This is a genomic window from Vibrio sp. 10N.222.55.C7, assembly GCF_041473335.1.
Classification (GTDB): domain Bacteria; phylum Pseudomonadota; class Gammaproteobacteria; order Enterobacterales; family Vibrionaceae; genus Vibrio; species Vibrio crassostreae_C.
Window position 1 is genome coordinate 155,373 of sequence record NZ_JBFRSC010000008.1, and the last position, 15,926, is coordinate 171,298.

General features: G+C 44.0%; 17 protein-coding genes. 5 read left to right on the plus strand and 12 right to left on the minus strand.

Annotated elements, in window-relative coordinates; genetic code table 11:
* Positions 1-119: 119 nt before the first annotated feature.
* The 3 genes from AB4482_RS03355 to AB4482_RS03365 all read right to left on the minus strand — a co-directional run bounded on the left by AB4482_RS03355 (position 120) and on the right by AB4482_RS03365 (position 3,311).
* Complete coding sequence (locus AB4482_RS03355) at positions 120-1,331, minus strand: acetyl-CoA C-acetyltransferase (protein ID WP_372180569.1); 1,212 nt, start codon at positions 1,329-1,331, stop codon at positions 120-122.
* 26 nt (positions 1,332-1,357) lie between these two features.
* On the minus strand, positions 1,358-2,098 hold the full coding sequence (locus tag AB4482_RS03360) for an SDR family oxidoreductase (RefSeq protein ID WP_017062618.1): 741 nt from the start codon (positions 2,096-2,098) through the stop codon (positions 1,358-1,360).
* Positions 2,099-2,627: 529 nt separating this feature from the next.
* Entirely contained in the window at positions 2,628-3,311 is a 684-nt protein-coding gene (locus AB4482_RS03365; RefSeq protein WP_017064492.1) for an SH3 domain-containing protein, read from the minus strand.
* 96 nt (positions 3,312-3,407) lie between these two features.
* Between AB4482_RS03365 and AB4482_RS03370 the strand changes: the two genes are divergently transcribed.
* Positions 3,408-3,983 (plus strand): hypothetical protein, encoded by a 576-nt coding sequence (locus tag AB4482_RS03370; protein ID WP_136979883.1) that lies wholly within the window; start codon positions 3,408-3,410, stop codon positions 3,981-3,983.
* A gap of 269 nt (positions 3,984-4,252) precedes the next feature.
* The gene (locus AB4482_RS03375; RefSeq protein ID WP_017062621.1) at positions 4,253-4,495 is read left to right on the plus strand and encodes a hypothetical protein; all 243 of its coding nucleotides are present in this window, start codon (positions 4,253-4,255) and stop codon (positions 4,493-4,495) included.
* A 169-nt stretch (positions 4,496-4,664) separates the two neighbouring features.
* On the opposite strand, the gene AB4482_RS03380 is transcribed toward AB4482_RS03375, so the two are convergent.
* Entirely contained in the window at positions 4,665-5,123 is a 459-nt protein-coding gene (locus AB4482_RS03380; protein WP_017062622.1) for an Lrp/AsnC family transcriptional regulator, read from the minus strand.
* Positions 5,124-5,272: 149 nt separating this feature from the next.
* On the opposite strand from AB4482_RS03380, the gene AB4482_RS03385 reads away from it, so the two are divergent.
* Positions 5,273-6,202: a DMT family transporter gene (locus AB4482_RS03385; RefSeq protein ID WP_017064490.1), complete on the plus strand. Its 930-nt coding sequence runs from the start codon at positions 5,273-5,275 to the stop codon at positions 6,200-6,202.
* Between the two features lie 158 nt (positions 6,203-6,360).
* Complete coding sequence (locus tag AB4482_RS03390; protein ID WP_017062624.1) at positions 6,361-6,825, plus strand: hypothetical protein; 465 nt, start codon at positions 6,361-6,363, stop codon at positions 6,823-6,825.
* A 48-nt stretch (positions 6,826-6,873) separates the two neighbouring features.
* Here the strand turns inward: AB4482_RS03390 and AB4482_RS03395 are convergent, their stop codons facing one another.
* The 6 genes from AB4482_RS03395 to AB4482_RS03420 all read right to left on the minus strand — a co-directional run bounded on the left by AB4482_RS03395 (position 6,874) and on the right by AB4482_RS03420 (position 11,220).
* The gene (locus AB4482_RS03395; protein WP_372112848.1) at positions 6,874-8,247 is read right to left on the minus strand and encodes a sensor histidine kinase; all 1,374 of its coding nucleotides are present in this window, start codon (positions 8,245-8,247) and stop codon (positions 6,874-6,876) included.
* A 45-nt stretch (positions 8,248-8,292) separates the two neighbouring features.
* A complete protein-coding gene (locus AB4482_RS03400) occupies positions 8,293-9,024 on the minus strand; it encodes a response regulator transcription factor (RefSeq protein ID WP_372112850.1) in 732 nt (243 codons plus the stop codon).
* A gap of 81 nt (positions 9,025-9,105) precedes the next feature.
* A complete protein-coding gene (locus AB4482_RS03405; protein WP_372112852.1) occupies positions 9,106-9,786 on the minus strand; it encodes a spondin domain-containing protein in 681 nt (226 codons plus the stop codon).
* A 9-nt stretch (positions 9,787-9,795) separates the two neighbouring features.
* Positions 9,796-10,479, minus strand: coding sequence for a spondin domain-containing protein (locus AB4482_RS03410; RefSeq protein WP_372112853.1), 684 nt, complete (start codon positions 10,477-10,479; stop codon positions 9,796-9,798).
* Complete coding sequence (locus tag AB4482_RS03415; protein WP_017067451.1) at positions 10,472-10,612, minus strand: hypothetical protein; 141 nt, start codon at positions 10,610-10,612, stop codon at positions 10,472-10,474. Before AB4482_RS03415 ends, AB4482_RS03410 begins: the two co-directional genes overlap by 8 nt.
* Before the next feature lie 266 nt (positions 10,613-10,878).
* Positions 10,879-11,220, minus strand: a complete 342-nt coding sequence (locus tag AB4482_RS03420; RefSeq protein WP_017062629.1) for a YggL family protein — start codon at positions 11,218-11,220, stop codon at positions 10,879-10,881.
* A gap of 254 nt (positions 11,221-11,474) precedes the next feature.
* Between AB4482_RS03420 and AB4482_RS03425 the strand changes: the two genes are divergently transcribed.
* A complete protein-coding gene (locus tag AB4482_RS03425) occupies positions 11,475-13,502 on the plus strand; it encodes a PhoX family phosphatase (RefSeq protein WP_372180553.1) in 2,028 nt (675 codons plus the stop codon).
* Positions 13,503-13,758: 256 nt separating this feature from the next.
* Here AB4482_RS03425 and AB4482_RS03430 read toward each other — a convergent pair whose 3' ends face one another.
* Both AB4482_RS03430 and AB4482_RS03435 read right to left on the minus strand, forming a co-directional pair.
* Positions 13,759-14,379 (minus strand): LysE family translocator, encoded by a 621-nt coding sequence (locus AB4482_RS03430; RefSeq protein WP_017064486.1) that lies wholly within the window; start codon positions 14,377-14,379, stop codon positions 13,759-13,761.
* Between the two features lie 166 nt (positions 14,380-14,545).
* Positions 14,546-15,832, minus strand: coding sequence for a DEAD/DEAH box helicase (locus tag AB4482_RS03435; protein ID WP_372180555.1), 1,287 nt, complete (start codon positions 15,830-15,832; stop codon positions 14,546-14,548).
* Positions 15,833-15,926 lie beyond the last annotated feature (94 nt).

Here is a 15,926-nt window from a genome sequence, read left to right on the forward strand (position 1 = left end):
GATGAATACATAGTTTAATAAATTTGTGTCACTATCGTTTCAGCCAACGCTCATCGATTAACTCGCGATGCTTTGAAAAGCTGATCCGATATTTAAGCTTGCTACCGATATATCAGGCTCTAACCTTCAATACCTTTTAGCAAAACAGCGGTTCCCATTCCCCCACCCACACAGAGTGAAGCAACGCCATAAGTCGTTTTCTGTTCAAGCATTTCATGGATGAGTGAAACAATAATTCGATTGCCTGAAGCACCTAAAGGATGGCCAAGCGCGATTCCACCACCATTCACATTGACCTTTGGCTTGAACTCATCAAGCGGTAAGTCATGCTGCTCTGACAATTGGTACATTACGCCAAGAGCTTGTGCTGCAAACGCTTCATTCAATTCAAACAAATCTACTTCTTCTAGAGTGAGATTCGCCTTATCAAGCGTTTTAGAAACGGCTTCTACTGGGCCTAAACCCATAATCTTTGGATCTAATCCAGACTGTGCGTAGCTCGTTAGCTCTACCAGTGGTGTCAGTCCGTATTTCGCTACTGCACTCTCTGAGGCTAAGATGATTGCACTCGCGCCATCATTGATGCCCGAAGCGTTACCTGCCGTAACAGACCCTTCACGGTCAAAAGCTGGACGAAGCTTTTGCAGACCTTCGAATGTCGCGTCTGACTTCGGATACTCATCGGTATCAAAAGTGACGGTTTGTCTGCGCTGCTTAACTTCTACAGGCACGATTTGCTCGTTAAACTTACCCGCCTCAATCGCAGCAACGGCTTTTTGTTGGCTTTCTAAGGCATAGTTATCTTGAGCTAGGCGCGAAATATTCAACGTGTTCGCGATATTTTCAGCGGTCATGCCCATGTGGTAATGATTAAACGCATCGGTTAAGCCATCACCAACCAGTAAGTCTTTCATTGAGATGTCACCCATTTTGTGACCATTACGAACGCTCGCTGGTACCACAAAAGGAATTTGTGACATCACTTCAACGCCAGCAGCAATAACCACTTCAGCATCTTGTGCTTTGATGTGCGCCGCTGCGTCCATCACTGATTTCATTCCGCTGCCGCAAATCATGTTCACGCCGTATGCTGGTGTTTCCTCAGGAAGCCCTGCATAGATGGAAGCCTGACGAGCAACCCCCATGCCTTGACCTGCCGAAATCACGTTGCCGACGATTACTTCATCAATCGCATCTAACGAAAGATCGACAGACTCAAGTGCACCTTTGATCGCAACGCCAGCCAGTTCACCCGCAGATACGTTTTTTAGCGACCCGGTAAATGCACCAATAGGAGTGCGCTTAGCCGCAACAATAAATACTTTTTCCATCATTCCAACCCCTTCAGTTTCGCCAATTACTGCATGTACAAGCCGCCATTCACAGACAATGTTTCGCCTGTAATGTACGCGCCAGATTCACTCGCTAAAAAGCCCACTGCGTCTGCAATTTCAACAGGTGTTGCTAAGCGTTTCATCGGAATTTGGTTCTTGATTGAATCCAGTACTTCAGGCTTCATTTGCTCAACCATAGGAGTTGCTGTGTAGCCAGGGGCAATCACGTTCACGGTTACGCCGCTACGAGCGCCTTCTGCAGCCAAAGCTTTAGAAAAACCAATCATTCCAGCTTTCGCTGCTGAGTAGTTAGTCTGTCCAAATTGACCTTTAAGACCATTGACGGAAGAGATGTTGATGACACGGCAGTTACCTTTCTCACACATAGGAGCGAACAAAGGTTGAGTCACGTTGAACAGACTGTTTAGGTTTGTTTCAATCACGTCTTTCCACGCTTCGGCATCCATCTTTTTAAAGACGCTATCACGTGTAATACCTGCGTTATTGACTAGTACATCCACCGTGCCTTCTTCTTCTAACAACTTGCTTAAGCTCAGCGCACATTCCGCAGTATTGGTAACATCTAATTCAAACAATCTCACTTGATCTTCGGTGAATTGTTTTTCGTTAAACCAATCCAAGGCACATTGGTAATTTCCAGTAAAATAAGTCGCGATAACACGATAGCCGTCTGCAACTAATTTAGAGGAAATTGCTGAGCCGATACCGCCTTTTGACCCTGTAATTAAAGCAAGCTTTTTCATTAATGGTTCCATCCCTTACAAGCAATTAAATAACAATGATGTTAATAAGATAATGTCTTAGCTGATAATTAAACTTTACGTTTTGCTTTAATTAAACCCTACAACTCAAAATCAAAAAGTATTATTACAAATATAAAATATTTTCGTATTATGATTAAAAACTAGACTTGCATCCCAAAATTAATGAAATGTTACGAACATGTAAATTAACGCAAAGCTCTGATATTAATAAGGTTTATTTAATTTTACTTTTATCAACAAGCAGATAAGCCTTTGTTAATACGAGATAAATCTATATCTCCCAGCTTGTTTCAAGAATAATGCAATGTGGGAATTTGAAATGATTGATCACGAGAATAATAACAAAACTCTTATTAGAAATTAACAAATGGTTCCTAATGATTCTATATGAGCTTCAATATAATTAACGTTCTAAATGGGGAAGATGAGCATTATGAATAAACAAAAAAGCCCACTCAATCTATGAGTGGGCTTAAGTAAATAGCATTAATAAATTGAGCGTGGGATCTTACTTCGTAAATATTTCATTTGTATTTACATCAAGATAAATTTTGTTTTCAAGGGACAACCCACCACAATAAATAAAATAGACATCTCGATTGCTGTACTTAACAGATTTCACCCATCCGCCTAATTCTTCAAAATCACTTGGGGCACACTCCCCCTCAGAGATCAGTTTAGCCACCGAATTACGGAATTTTTCTTGATGGATCTTGAGGTCATCAGACTTAACCAAATAGGAATCCAATATCTCTTTGCTTTCTTTTTCCGAAATAATGACTTCATCATTCGATAAGCCTGACATAGAGACCCATTCCGCCGTCTGTGGGCCGCCTTCTTTAAGGACTATATAGTCTGAGATACGTGCCCATTCGCCTTGTTTCTCGAGTACCACCACCTTTTCCCCTTTATAGAGGTAATCTGTTATCAAGCCATCAATTTCAGGTTGCTCGACCACTTCAAGCTTTCTCTCCAAAACGTAAAATTCCGTCTGCTCGGGTTCAGGCTGAAGATCCATGATGGGTACAAGCTCAGATTCAGATTGCTCGGTAGCTTCTAACGCCGGCTCTTCCGTTTTCTCTTGTGGGATTGGGTCTTTATTCATGACCAAGAAGTAGTATGCCGCTCCTCCCCCTCCGCCCAATATCAACAACACAAGTAAAGCGATCAGCGCTTTTTTCATCAAATCCACCAGCTCTTCCGTTATAGGTATGTCTCAAGTGTACATCAACTCATGCTGCTGCTCATCTATACTCTCAATAGAGCGCACGGTAAGTAGAGGAAAGTCATGAGTTTTTGGGGGAAAGTTATCATTGTAAGCGCAACTTTTAGTGCCAATGTCGCTCTAGCGAATCATTGTGACCGTGAAAACTGGCAAACACTGTTGGATCGTCAGCTCTCTTTTGAAGGTCGCTATAATCAGTACACCAAAGAGTTCAACCAAGTTCTTTCAACCTATGAGTCACAGACATTGTTATCTAAACACTTTAATGAAAAGCAGATCATTGAGCTTTGGGCAAAGTATGAAGAAAGGTTTAATGTGCAGCTCAATAGTCATATGAATACCGCGTATGACGTCTCCGAGGTTTTGCTACAACAGGCGTATGTTGTGTCTAGTGAACTTGAAGGCGCTGACTCTCTAGCGTATTCATGGCAAGCCGTCGCCAAACACTGCACCAAAGCAAGACTCCCGCGCCAGGCAGAAAGCGCAAAGGTGCACGTACAAAGCTCACAATCACTCTCCCGAGATCTCCATACACTCAGTGAAAAATTCCGTCAGCTGTCTTCAAAATACCGCAGAGAAGCGACGATGATTGATGAAGCGCGCCACATAAACCAACCAGCAAACGATGCATCAAACTGAAATCACCATTAGATTCTCTCACTCGTTCGACTGGACTTTTCCGATAAATATGCTCAATCCCATTCATAATATTCTAAGAACTCGTTAATCAAAGCTTTATCAATAGGTTGTAAAAGTAATGTGCTATCTATCAACAATGAAGTTCAATTTCCGACCAATGCAAGCGAGTATGTGAGATATTCATCACAAAATAGATTTACAAACGCCAGAAAATTGTTATCATGAATCTTCATATAACTTAATAACAAGAAACATTTTGGCTAGGTAATATGCAAAAGACTATGGCTTTCAACTGCTTGAGTAACACGGAATGGACTGCAGAGATAAGAGGTAAACTTTTATCTGTAGCTAAACACATGGAAGAGTTCGGTTCAGTAAGTGAGCTAGAGCTATGTAAGATATTTGGAGAGACAATTTGGAATGACGGCGTGGATTATCATTCACATGCTTTTTCATTCAGAATTAATGCACAAACTGGGGATTGTTCAATCTCTAACTTTAAGTATCACTAAGTTTTGCACCTATCATATACGGAGTACCTTTCACGAGGTGCTCCGTTTTTTATTGCCTGAAGCCTGACACTTAATGGATGATTTTTGATATTGACCGCGCTTCTACTTCAGGAGTAAACCATTTCGTTTTCAGCTCATTCTGCCTTCGTGTTACTGCTCAGAGTTTGGCTTAATCGGTATAAATTGGCAGTGGTGCATTGCCTTTTACTTGTCTTATCGCAAGGTGGGTATGAATATCTTTCACGTTAGAGAGCCTTTGAAGTTTTCTTGTAAATGCCTCGTAGGCCATCAAGTTCGGGCTAACCACTTCTAGCAAATAGTCATAAGCCCCAGATACAACGTGGCAACTGATCACCTCTTCCATCTCTACAACAGCCGCCTCAAACTTATCTATCGACACTTCTTGGTGGTTGTTTAGGCTCACCTCAACAAACACACTCATTGCGATGCCGACTTGTTCTCGTGACAAGCTCACACGATAACCGTCAATAATGCCCTTTTCTTCTAGCCTTTTGACTCGTCTTGCACAAGGCGAAGGTGATAAACCCACTTCATCAGCAAGTTCAGCCGTGGTTAACCTGCCATCTTTTTGTAGCAGTTCGAGAAGATGCCTATCAATTCTATCCATAGTAAATGCCAAACATTAGTTAAATCCGTTAATTATTTGGTGAATATTAGCAGAAATCATCAACGATAGTTCAAGTTTAGCCAAAACTTGCCAACCTGTGGCACACCAACTGTTCCATAATGAGTCATCACCCACTCTCCTTCTATATTATGAATCTTGGCTACTTATCTATTACTGTCACCCTACTCATTTGGGCGAGCTTTTTTCTTTCTCTTAAAGGCGGCGCAAATTCAGATTTAACACCTGCCGATATCGCTCTCACAAGATTTCTCATACCGGCTTTGGTGTTATTGCCTTTGATGTGGAAAGCACGCAGCGCAATTGCCGTCGTCCCTAAACGGTATCTAACGGGTATGTTCGTAGGTAGCGGATTACCTTATCTGCTTGTTGCCGGAACGGCCATGCAGTTTGTTCCGGTATCTCATGGCAGTGCTCTTGTTCCGGGCACGCTTCCTCTGTTCGTTACAGGAATTGCGGTACTCTTTTTTAAGCAGCCACTCAGCCGACATCGTGTTGTTGGTTTAGGTTTGGTTTTGCTCGGCATACTGTTGTTTTTAGGGAGTAGCTTAAGCAGCTTCAACTTCGAATACACCAAAGGTCATTTGTTGTTTTTATGCGGAAGCTTAATGTGGGCGATGTTCACCATCTCAGCCCGTGTCGCTAATCTTAATGCGTTAGTCAGTGCCGGTTTTATTTCTCTCTGTTCTACTTTGCTTTTACTCGTCCTAATCCTGACTGGAACCCTCCCAAGCCACCTAATGGACACACCAATCGCTAATTGGCCCTTCACGGAGCTTGCCGTTCATTCAACAGTGCAAGGCGTTGGGGCGGGTTTAATCGCTGCGTTCACTTACCTTTATGCGGTTAATACCTTAGGGGCTGAACGCTCTGCCGCTTTTGGCAGTGCAACACCCGCAGTGGCGACCTTGTTGGCGATCCCACTATTCAACGAGATTCCTGATGCGATGACTTGGCTCGCCCTTGGTTCTATTTGCATCGGCAGTTTGGTCGCGAGCAACATATTCATGAGAAACGACCAGTCGATGCAGTACCAACCGCCAAGCCATAGCAAGGCCTGATACTGCGTTCAAACCTAAATACAGTTCCCCTAAGCATCGATTTTAGGGCTTGTAGTACACAGATAAGCCTGCCAACGCAGGCTTATCTAAAATCTGCTTTTTCTAAACTCGCTTCTCCATTAAACTGTCCGACCTTTTTGCAGATCCAAGAGAACACCATGCAACGCGACTACACCTTAAATTGCTTAATCACCATGCCTCGCCATGAACTAGAAGAATTTAGTTTAAGAATGATTCATCGCCTTGTACCTGAAGATGCAATGACGGAATTGTTTACGTTCGAGCAAGAAGAAGTCACCAGCGAAGAACGCATGCAATCAGCGAAATTTGACGCAATGCTTCGAATGACAGCTATCGCGCTTGGTGAAGTAAACCTAGCCTTCTCAGAGTCGGATAACTCGCAACAGAACATCGAGCGAATGACTCGCCTACTGCTTTGGCACTTCTACTCAATTTCTTTCAACCTTGAAGAAGCAATCGCAATCGAAGTGCACTGTGAGAAAGTAGAAAAGATCTTAAAGAACGCACCTAAAGATGCGTTTGGCTGGGTTAAAGAATTAACTGAGCTACTTCACTTCTACGCGAAAGTGAACGAAGGCAACGAAGACAGTAAAGACGCTTAACGTTAGTTCTACGTAAGTATACATCGAGCTAAACGAAGGCAGACAGAGCTATACCGAAGGCAAATAAAAGCTTTGCTGAAAGGAGTTCTCTGCCTTTGTTGTTTCTAGCACGCTGTGATGTAACATCAGTATCGACTGCGCGATCTTGGTTCCTATTCCCAAAGAACCATTCGGCGCTTCCAGTTCAACCTCATTATGAATCACCACCTTCACCCGTTTGGAATCCGCTTCAAAACCAACATCTAACGACACCACAGTGCCACTTGGGCTATGCCTCAATGCATTATCTAACAGATTCAAAATCAACCTCTCAAGCAGATCACTGTCACCCACAGCCTTGATTCCAATAGGCATATTAATGTTCAACTCAACATTTTTATGGCGATATTTGCTTTGTATCGTTTCTAAGCATTCGCTCATCAGCCCATTGAAATCGATTGAAGCGTATTGATATGTGGGTACCGGGTTATCTTTCTTGGCGCTATCTAACAGCGAATGGAGCTGTTCAGATAACTTGTTGCCATTGCGATATGCCACATCTATGAGTGGATCCGAATGTGGGTTTTGAATCCTCCACGTTTCTAGATACCCCAATACACTCGACAATGGCGTTTTCAAATCATGACTGAGCTGTAATAAGCTTTGTCTTCGATGTGACGACTGATATTCAAGTTGCAAAAATTGCTGTTGAATGTGCTTCGCCATCAACTGATACGAGCGTGCAATCGGCACCAATTCTGGTACTTGATGAATGAAGTTCGGGTCCAATCGAAAATCTTGCTCTGCTTGTTGTTGCAGCTTGTTTGTAACTTCTTCGATAGGGTTTAAGAGGCTGCGCTTCACGAGCAGGTAAGCCCCAATCGCAAAACCTAAGATAGAGATCAGCATAAGTCCTGCTAGCGCCATATAAGGTGTGTCGACTTGCGAATTAGCAATCACGGTATGGCGATTACTGCCAATCAACACATACAGATACCCAACTGTTGAACCCAACTCTTCAATCGCAGCAACGGAAAACACCTTACGAGAATCAGGATTGATAGGGTCTTCGCCAAGAATCGGATAAGGCTCGTCATTTAAAAATTGTCTAATGGGTGCTAAGTCTATCTGGCTTGCCAACACAGTGCCTTCTGGCGCAGCGTGCGTCGTGATATTTCCTTGGCTGTCGAGAAAATAAATGTCGAAATCGGGACCAATCAACATCAAGGTATGAAATATGGATTTAAGGGCTTTGGGGTTGTAGTCAGTCCCTATCATCAGAGGGTTATCATCGCGCATATGAACCGCGAGCTCTTTGTGTAAGCTCTGCTTAGTTCTTTGTTCTATGGTCTCTTTTTGCCAATGATACGTGTAGGCAATCACCACACTCACGAGCAGAAACCACAAACTGGTAAACAACACTAAACGCGATTTGAAACTCATGTTCTTTCCTCGATGGCTCTTAAGCTTAGGACGCGACACATAGGCCTAAACTTTCGATTCGAACTTATAGCCCACACCCCAAACGGTTTTGATGAAGTCATCGTCGCTATTCGGCATGGCCAACTTTGTTCTCAAGCGGTTAACCGTGCTACACACCGTGTGGTGATAACCAGAATGATCGGTATTCCAAACGTGATTGAGTAGCTCATCTTTGCTATAGACGCGCCCCGGTCGGGTGGCTAAAAAGTGAAGTAACGTAAACTCGGTTGCTGTCAGTGGGACATCTTGATTATTCAATGAAACCTGATGACGCTCAGGTTGGATGGTAAGCCCGCCAAAACTCATTATAGATTCGATTGATTGCAAATCTTTCACTGTTGCTTCAGAGTGACTTAAGCGACGCAATACGTTCCTCACGCGAGCTTGAAACTCGAGCACGCTGAAAGGCTTGGTAATATAGTCATCAACCCCAGCTTCTAAGCCCGACACCTTATCTAGCTCAGTGTCTCTTGCTGTAAGCATTAGCACAGGCGTCCAGTCTTCTTGCTGGCGTAACAATCGACAAAAATCGAGACCATCGCCGTCAGGTAAGCCTCGATCAAGCACGATCAAATCAAACTGGCTTCCCTGATATAGCGCTTGAGCCATTTCAATTAAGTTGGTCCTTACAACATCATGTCCTTGGAACTTGAGATGCATCTGCACCAGCTCAGCCAAGTCGTCATCGTCTTCGACTAACAATATGTTTGCCATCAAATTTACCGCAGCACTATTCATGATCCCTGCTCTATTCTGAGTCCGCCCACCTTTCAATTGACCGGAACAGAGCAGGAATTCTTTCATCGTGCTTTCAACCTGTTACTGAGTTCGAGTAATGGTGATTCTTGCACCGGGGTTAAGGAAACGATGATTTGCACTTAAAGTAGAAGTCGTAAGGCCATCATCTTGGCTGATTACGCCAGAGTGAAAACTCACTATATCGGTGTCGTCTCGTGTGGTATTAAAACCTTCACCACCGCCTGCTGGTCCCGGAATGGTTGCAGCAAGCTCATCGTTCAGCTCAGTTCCCGAATCCCAAACATTCATGTTCATGGTAAAGGTATCACCCACCGCTAATGACTTGAGCGATAATCCGGATTCGCCGACAAACGCATCATTGGTGTTCACCAACATGGAAGCAACTGAGATATACCCTTCTTGATTTGGGTCGACACGAATCGACACCGTGTCTTGCTCACCTGAAAGAATCAGTCCATTGCCTGAGATGCCTTGATAAACATTGGCGTCACTGTCACTGAGCGCAAGCAATTGTGCATTACTACCCCCTTCCGCCAAGTATTCCAGATCGACAGAGGCACTTTGCCCAACTTCAAACAGATCAAAATTCGTATTGTGAGTCAACACCGCGAGTGGTGACATTGGTTGATTGTGGGTGAGGTTAGTAACACTCACATCATAGCGATAGTAATCGTCGTCATCGTCCGGACAACCCGCTAACACAGCTACTGATGCAGCGATAAATAGAATTCTAGCTTTCATACATCCCCCTTACTTCACAACAATGGTGATAGTTGCAACAGGGTTTAACCATCGATGGCTACTGCTATCGAGGTCACTGATGCCGCCCGCCGCATCACCATCACCAATGTTACCTGGATGAATATGAACCTTAGCGTTTGATACTGCCGTTTCTACACCTGTGCCACCAACGCCAAAGGTAATGAATGGAGGGTTCGGCATACTGCCCGCCAGCTCATCATTCGCTTCTGTGCCTGCGTCATAACCATTTAGAGTCGCTTTGTAGGTGCCCGCTTGAGTTGGGATCTTCCAGCTATCTAGACCAACAAAGCCGTCGTTTGTCGGCAGCAACATTGCACCCAATGATAGGTACTCTAAATCACCAGTACTGATATCAAACGTAGTTGCGACGCCTGGATTGAGGATGCCGGCCGCTGGGTTCTCAACCACCACGCCTCCCGCGTTGGCAATGACACCAGATAAACCTGAAATATCGCCACCTTCGGCCATGGACTCTAGTTCCGAAGAAGCCGTTTCACCCGTTCTAAACATGAACAAGCTTGAGTCATGAGCCGCCGCTAAGATAGGCGTAAAGTAGATCCCTTTCGTTGCATTAGTGACAGTGACTTCAAGCTCAGCAGCCTGAACTTGAGCCGCTCCGAAGGCCAACATAGCCGAGCTGATCACTAAGCTGATTTGAGTACGTTTATTCATTTTGATTCCATCCTTTATCGAGTCCTATCGTTGCCAACAAAACGAATAACAGCGATATACCGTTACCTTTGCCAGAACGAACTGTGGTGTTGTTGACTCTAAGAATGACGATCAAATCTATCAGCAACTTCATTGAATTCTCATAAAACTCTCACAAGTTTATCCAAACTTATTACTGCAAATAAAAATAGCGATAAAGTACTAATATTTAATCGAAAAATATCAATTTATCATTTACGTCAGAAGGGATAGAAAAGAAGATAAAGAATAGAAATGGAACGAATAAAACGCAAAAAGGCCGAATCGATTTAACGATTCGGCCTTTATTCTAGCGTACTGTTGTTACTCTTTCCTAAGCCGTATTTGGCCTTTCAATCGAGCTAACAACACAACATCAAATTAGAACGCGTAGTTTGCGTCAATCAGTTCGCTAACTTCCACTTTGCTTACTTCAGCACGAGCTTCAAGCCATTGAGCAACTTGCAGTTGTTCTGCTTCTGTTACTGAACGGTAGCGCTCAATTGAGCATAAGAAACCTTCAAACAGCTCAAGGCCGCCGCCACCAAAGCACAGACCGATGCTGTCGATGAAATCAATGAACTCATCAATGAACACATCGTATTGATCAAAATCAGTAATCGATGTCTTGCAGCTTACTTCAAAACCCAGAATCGCGAATTCACCTAGGTATAGCTTTTTGCGTAGGCGACGATTTTTGTTTTCGATTTTATCTAATTTCATAACTGCCTCTCTTTTCGTTTGATAAAGCATTTATACACAGTTCCACATCAATCCCCAAGAGTTTTGTATTACACAAGGGTGTTAATGGCAAAAATCGTGCTACAGAAACAAAACCTTAATCAAATCTATAAAAATCTGTCACTTAACTGCTTCACGATTAGTCACACATTGACCCAACTTATTAACCAATTAGTTAGTAGGTGGGTAAGTCATGAATAACGAATAATAAAATCAGCCAATAGGAAGCAGTAAAGATGAGCAAGGAAACATTTGATAGCACTCGTTTTAATAAGAGCAAAAACAAACCCTTCGAAGAAGTTTTAGATGCGAACCTTTCAAGAAGAAATGTTCTCAAAGGCGGTTTAGGCATCAGTGCAATGACGGCGTTTGGTGCTTTTGGTTTAGCAGGCCACAGCACAGCGCACGCGGCGACAGCATCATCTAGCGCACCGCAAAAAAGCACTGCTACACTTGCATTCGAATCGGTTAAAGGCTCACTGACAGACAGTGTCGTTGTGCCAAAAGGCTATACAGCACAAGTATTGGTTCCTTGGGGTACTCCACTTAACAAGCAAGGCAATGCTTGGTTAAAAGATGGAACCAACAACGCACAAGATCAAGCAAACTCACTGGGCATGCACCACGACGGCATGCACTTCTTCCCGCTTAATGGCAACAGCAACGACGGTTTGTTGGTGATTAATCACGAATACATCGACCAAAAAGCACTGCACGCTAATGGTCCTACATACGATGAAGGCAACCGCCCTAGCCTTGATGAAGTACGTAAAGAGATCAACGCACACGGCGTGAGTGTGGTTCGTGTAAAACTTGAAGGCAACCAATGGGTGATGGTCGATAACGATCCTCTGAACCGCCGCTACACAGGCGCGACCGTAATGGATCTGTCTGGTCCTGTTGCACACAGTGAATTTACCAAAACCAAGTTCTCACAAGAAGGCAGCCAAGCTCGTGGCACGTTGAACAACTGTGGTAATGGCTACACACCATGGGGCACTTACCTAACGTGTGAAGAAAACTGGCCGGGTTATTTCGTTAACAAAGGCGAGACAACACCAGCGCAAGAACGTATTGGTATCGCTACCGACAAAACACGTTACGGTTGGGACACGCTTTCTGGTGACAAACAAGAACGCCTAGACGAATTTGCTCGCTTTGACGTAACACCAACAGGTGAGTCAGCAATGGACGATTACCGTAACGAAGCACACGGTCACGGCTACATTGTTGAAATCGACCCATACACAGCAAACTCTCGCGCTAAGAAACGTTCTGCACTGGGTTGTTTCCGTCACGAAGGCTGTACGTTTGGTAAGTTGACCGAAGGCGAGCCAATCGTATTCTACTCTGGTCACGATTCTCGCTTTGAATACCTTTACAAATTCGTTTCTGAAGCAAATTGGGACCCGCGTGACGCAGAACCGAGCAATCGCCTAAGTGCAGGTGATAAGTACATGGACAAAGGCACACTGTATGTGGCTAAGTTCAACGATGATGGTTCAGGTACTTGGCTACCACTAACGTTGGGCAGCAAGACTACAAACGGCGGTAAGCTAGGTGATTCATTTGACTCTCAAGCAGCGCTTATCATCAATACAGCAGGCGCTGCCGACCTTGTTGGTGCAACGCCAATGGATCGCCCTGAATGGTGCTCTGTTGACCCAATGACAGGTACGGCTTACCTAACGCTGACTAATAACAACAAGCGTAAAGAAGCGAACTCTGCAAACCCTCGCGTAGACAACAAGTTCGGTCATGTTATCCGTTGGGATGAAGGCAAAACGGCAGGCGAGTTCGATTGGGATATCTTCGTATTTGGTTCACCAGCAGTGGAAGACAAGTCTATTAACCACTCTGGTCTAACAGACATGAACCAGTTCGCGAGTCCTGACGGCTTAGCGTTTGATGCTCGTGGTATTTTATGGATTCAGACAGATAATGGCGCAGACGAAGTCACTGGCTACACCAATGACCAAATGCTGGCAGTGGTTCCATCTCAATTAACGGATGACCAAGGCAACAGCGCGGTAATTGATGCAAACAATCAAGCGCAGCTAAAGCGTTTCTTTGTGGGACCAAACGGATGTGAAGTAACAGGCTTTACCATCAGCCCAGATTTCAAGTCACTGTTTGTGAACATTCAACACCCGGCAAACTGGCCATCGTCTGAAGATGCAACCGCACAAACTCAAGGCAAAGTCCGCCCAAGAGCATCTACGGTTGTGATTCGTCGAGAAGACGGCGGTGAAATCGCGGTTTAAATATACAATGCAGGCTAAGATCAGAAACATTTCTGTTATCTAGTCTCTGTTCGCTAGCTAAGTAAAATCAAAAAGAGCGATAAGGCCAAATGCCCTATCGCTCTTTTTATATTCTATGCATTCTTCGGTTTAAGTAAGAATCCGAATTTTCAAAACTCACCGTAATCCTAAGTCGTCATCATCCCACGTACGCGTCACCCTCGAGAAGGAGGAACGACTGAGTCGGGGATCTCTGCTCGTTGCAGGCTAACCAGAATTAGCTCACGAACAACCAAACACCAACGCCCATCATCAACGTACCTGCAATGCGGTTCATCAACTTAACATTGTCGGCTTTGCCCAGCATATGCTTTAAGCTCTTTCCGCCTGTCGCGTATAAGGTCATGCAAACAAACTCAGAAACCAGAATGATTGACACGAGAATGAACAACTGCGGTGCTAAGTCTTTATTGCTGTTAATAAAAGGAGGCAGCAAAGAAATCATAAACGCCCAGCCTTTTGGGTTCGCAATTGCAGTGACAAAACCTTGAACCACCAAGTCCCAATCATTGCTGACTTTTGTTGTTTGGTTGTCAGTACTGATCGCCAGTTTGCCTCTCGAACGCCACATCTGAACGCCTAAATAAAACAGGTAACCCGCACCAACAAATTTAAAGCCCGTAAATAGCCATGGGTAATTCAACATGATCGAAGCGATACCCAATACCGCGGCAATAGAAACCACAGCGACACCAGCCAGTTCACCGATCATCATCCATAATGTACGCTTGTATCCAACACTCATTCCAAGTGTCAACGCCAAAGTCATACACATACCGGGCGTGATTGACACGAAGAAAAACGTGGGAATAAAAGCCCAAAGTAGTGCGCTATCCATATTATTACCTTATCGACTTGTTTTTATTTATTAGTTCTTGTTTCTTGATCGGGCTTGAAATGAAGCGAGGTTGAAACGAAGCAGTAATGACAATAAACAATATTGCGATCAATACAAACAAAAAGAGCCACATAACAGTGGCTCTTTTTCATTACCAACCGTAATTTTACTTACGACGGTTTTTAATTCGCTTCATCATAGTCAAACGACGTTCAGCGCTTGCTTGATCTTGCGTCTCTTCGTTCGCGTTGTTCTTACGACCTTGGCGGTTTTTGTAAGCCGATTTAGTGTTCAGCTTCTCGATGTAAGCATCACGTTTCTTCGGTTCATAACCCGGTTGTTCAACACGACGAATGCGCTGTTGAATCAGTTTTTCAACTTGAACGACAGTCAGCTCTTCTTCGCGGTTAACGAAAGAGACAGCGTGACCTTGCTTACCTGCACGACCTGTACGGCCAATACGGTGAACATAGTCTTCCGCTAGGAAAGGCATGTCGTAGTTAATTACGTGTGGTAAGTCTTCGATATCAAGACCACGAGCCGCAACGTCGGTTGCTACCATTACACGCGCTTTACCTTCTTTAAAATCGTCTAGAGCACGACGACGAGCACTTTGCGCTTTATCACCGTGACACAATACTGCTTTAATGCCGTCTAGCTTAAGCTCTTTAACTACATCGTTCGCTGTTTCTTTGTAGTTAACAAAAACAAGCACTTGGCGCCAGTTTTTACGACCAATCAGCTCAGAAAGCAGTTCTGTTTTACGCTCTTGATCCACTGGGTAAACCACGTGGCCGACAGTAGCAGCCGTTGAGTTTTCGCGCTCAACACTAATACGTTTTGGTTTACGCAGAATATCAACAGACAGTTGGTTTAACTGAGTAGAAGTCGTTGCAGAGAACATCATGATTTGCGGTGATGTTTCTACATCCAACATGATCTTACGAACGGCATTGATAAAGCCCATATCAAGGATACGGTCAGCTTCATCAAATACTAGAAATTCTAGGTTAGCAATAGACACGTTACCCGCTTCTAAGTGCTCTTCTAAACGGCCAGGTGTTGCAACCAAAATATCCACACCCAGTTCTAGTTGACGAACTTGTGAAGACATCTTGTTACCACCGTAAACCGCAGAAACACTTAGATCTGTGTATTTAACGTAGTCTTTAATGTTTTGAGCGATCTGCGCAGCAAGCTCACGAGTTGGAGCAAGAATAAGGCCGCGAGCCGTTCCTCTAGACGCCTTTTTACCGCTGTTCAAAAGGTGTTGGATAACAGGCAATGAAAATGCCGCTGTTTTACCCGTACCGGTTTGAGCAGTAGCAAAAATATCATGGCCTTTACGAGCCATTGGAAGCGCTTTTTGTTGAATTGGAGTGAGTTTTTCATAACCACACTCAGTCAACGCTTTGACTAATTCAGGAGCAAAACCTTGAGAGGAAAATGACATTGTTACGGGTTCCTTAAGCAGACAGCCTACATTCTTATTTCAGCCGAGCACTATAAAGTAATTAGAGTGATTTATCTCACATTTATCGTGATAT

Coding starts and splice junctions, on each gene's coding strand:
- AB4482_RS03355 (WP_372180569.1), bottom strand. CDS start 1,331: ATGGAAAAAGTATTTATTGTTGCGGCTAAGCGCACTCCTATTGGTGCA.
- AB4482_RS03360 (WP_017062618.1), bottom strand. CDS start 2,098: ATGAAAAAGCTTGCTTTAATTACAGGGTCAAAAGGCGGTATCGGCTCA.
- AB4482_RS03370 (WP_136979883.1), top strand. CDS start 3,408: ATGAGTTTTTGGGGGAAAGTTATCATTGTAAGCGCAACTTTTAGTGCC.
- AB4482_RS03375 (WP_017062621.1), top strand. CDS start 4,253: ATGCAAAAGACTATGGCTTTCAACTGCTTGAGTAACACGGAATGGACT.
- AB4482_RS03380 (WP_017062622.1), bottom strand. CDS start 5,123: ATGGATAGAATTGATAGGCATCTTCTCGAACTGCTACAAAAAGATGGC.
- AB4482_RS03385 (WP_017064490.1), top strand. CDS start 5,273: ATGAATCTTGGCTACTTATCTATTACTGTCACCCTACTCATTTGGGCG.
- AB4482_RS03390 (WP_017062624.1), top strand. CDS start 6,361: ATGCAACGCGACTACACCTTAAATTGCTTAATCACCATGCCTCGCCAT.
- AB4482_RS03395 (WP_372112848.1), bottom strand. CDS start 8,247: ATGAGTTTCAAATCGCGTTTAGTGTTGTTTACCAGTTTGTGGTTTCTG.
- AB4482_RS03400 (WP_372112850.1), bottom strand. CDS start 9,024: ATGAATAGTGCTGCGGTAAATTTGATGGCAAACATATTGTTAGTCGAA.
- AB4482_RS03405 (WP_372112852.1), bottom strand. CDS start 9,786: ATGAAAGCTAGAATTCTATTTATCGCTGCATCAGTAGCTGTGTTAGCG.
- AB4482_RS03410 (WP_372112853.1), bottom strand. CDS start 10,479: ATGAATAAACGTACTCAAATCAGCTTAGTGATCAGCTCGGCTATGTTG.
- AB4482_RS03415 (WP_017067451.1), bottom strand. CDS start 10,612: ATGAAGTTGCTGATAGATTTGATCGTCATTCTTAGAGTCAACAACACC.
- AB4482_RS03420 (WP_017062629.1), bottom strand. CDS start 11,220: ATGAAATTAGATAAAATCGAAAACAAAAATCGTCGCCTACGCAAAAAG.
- AB4482_RS03425 (WP_372180553.1), top strand. CDS start 11,475: ATGAGCAAGGAAACATTTGATAGCACTCGTTTTAATAAGAGCAAAAAC.
- AB4482_RS03430 (WP_017064486.1), bottom strand. CDS start 14,379: ATGGATAGCGCACTACTTTGGGCTTTTATTCCCACGTTTTTCTTCGTG.
- AB4482_RS03435 (WP_372180555.1), bottom strand. CDS start 15,832: ATGTCATTTTCCTCTCAAGGTTTTGCTCCTGAATTAGTCAAAGCGTTG.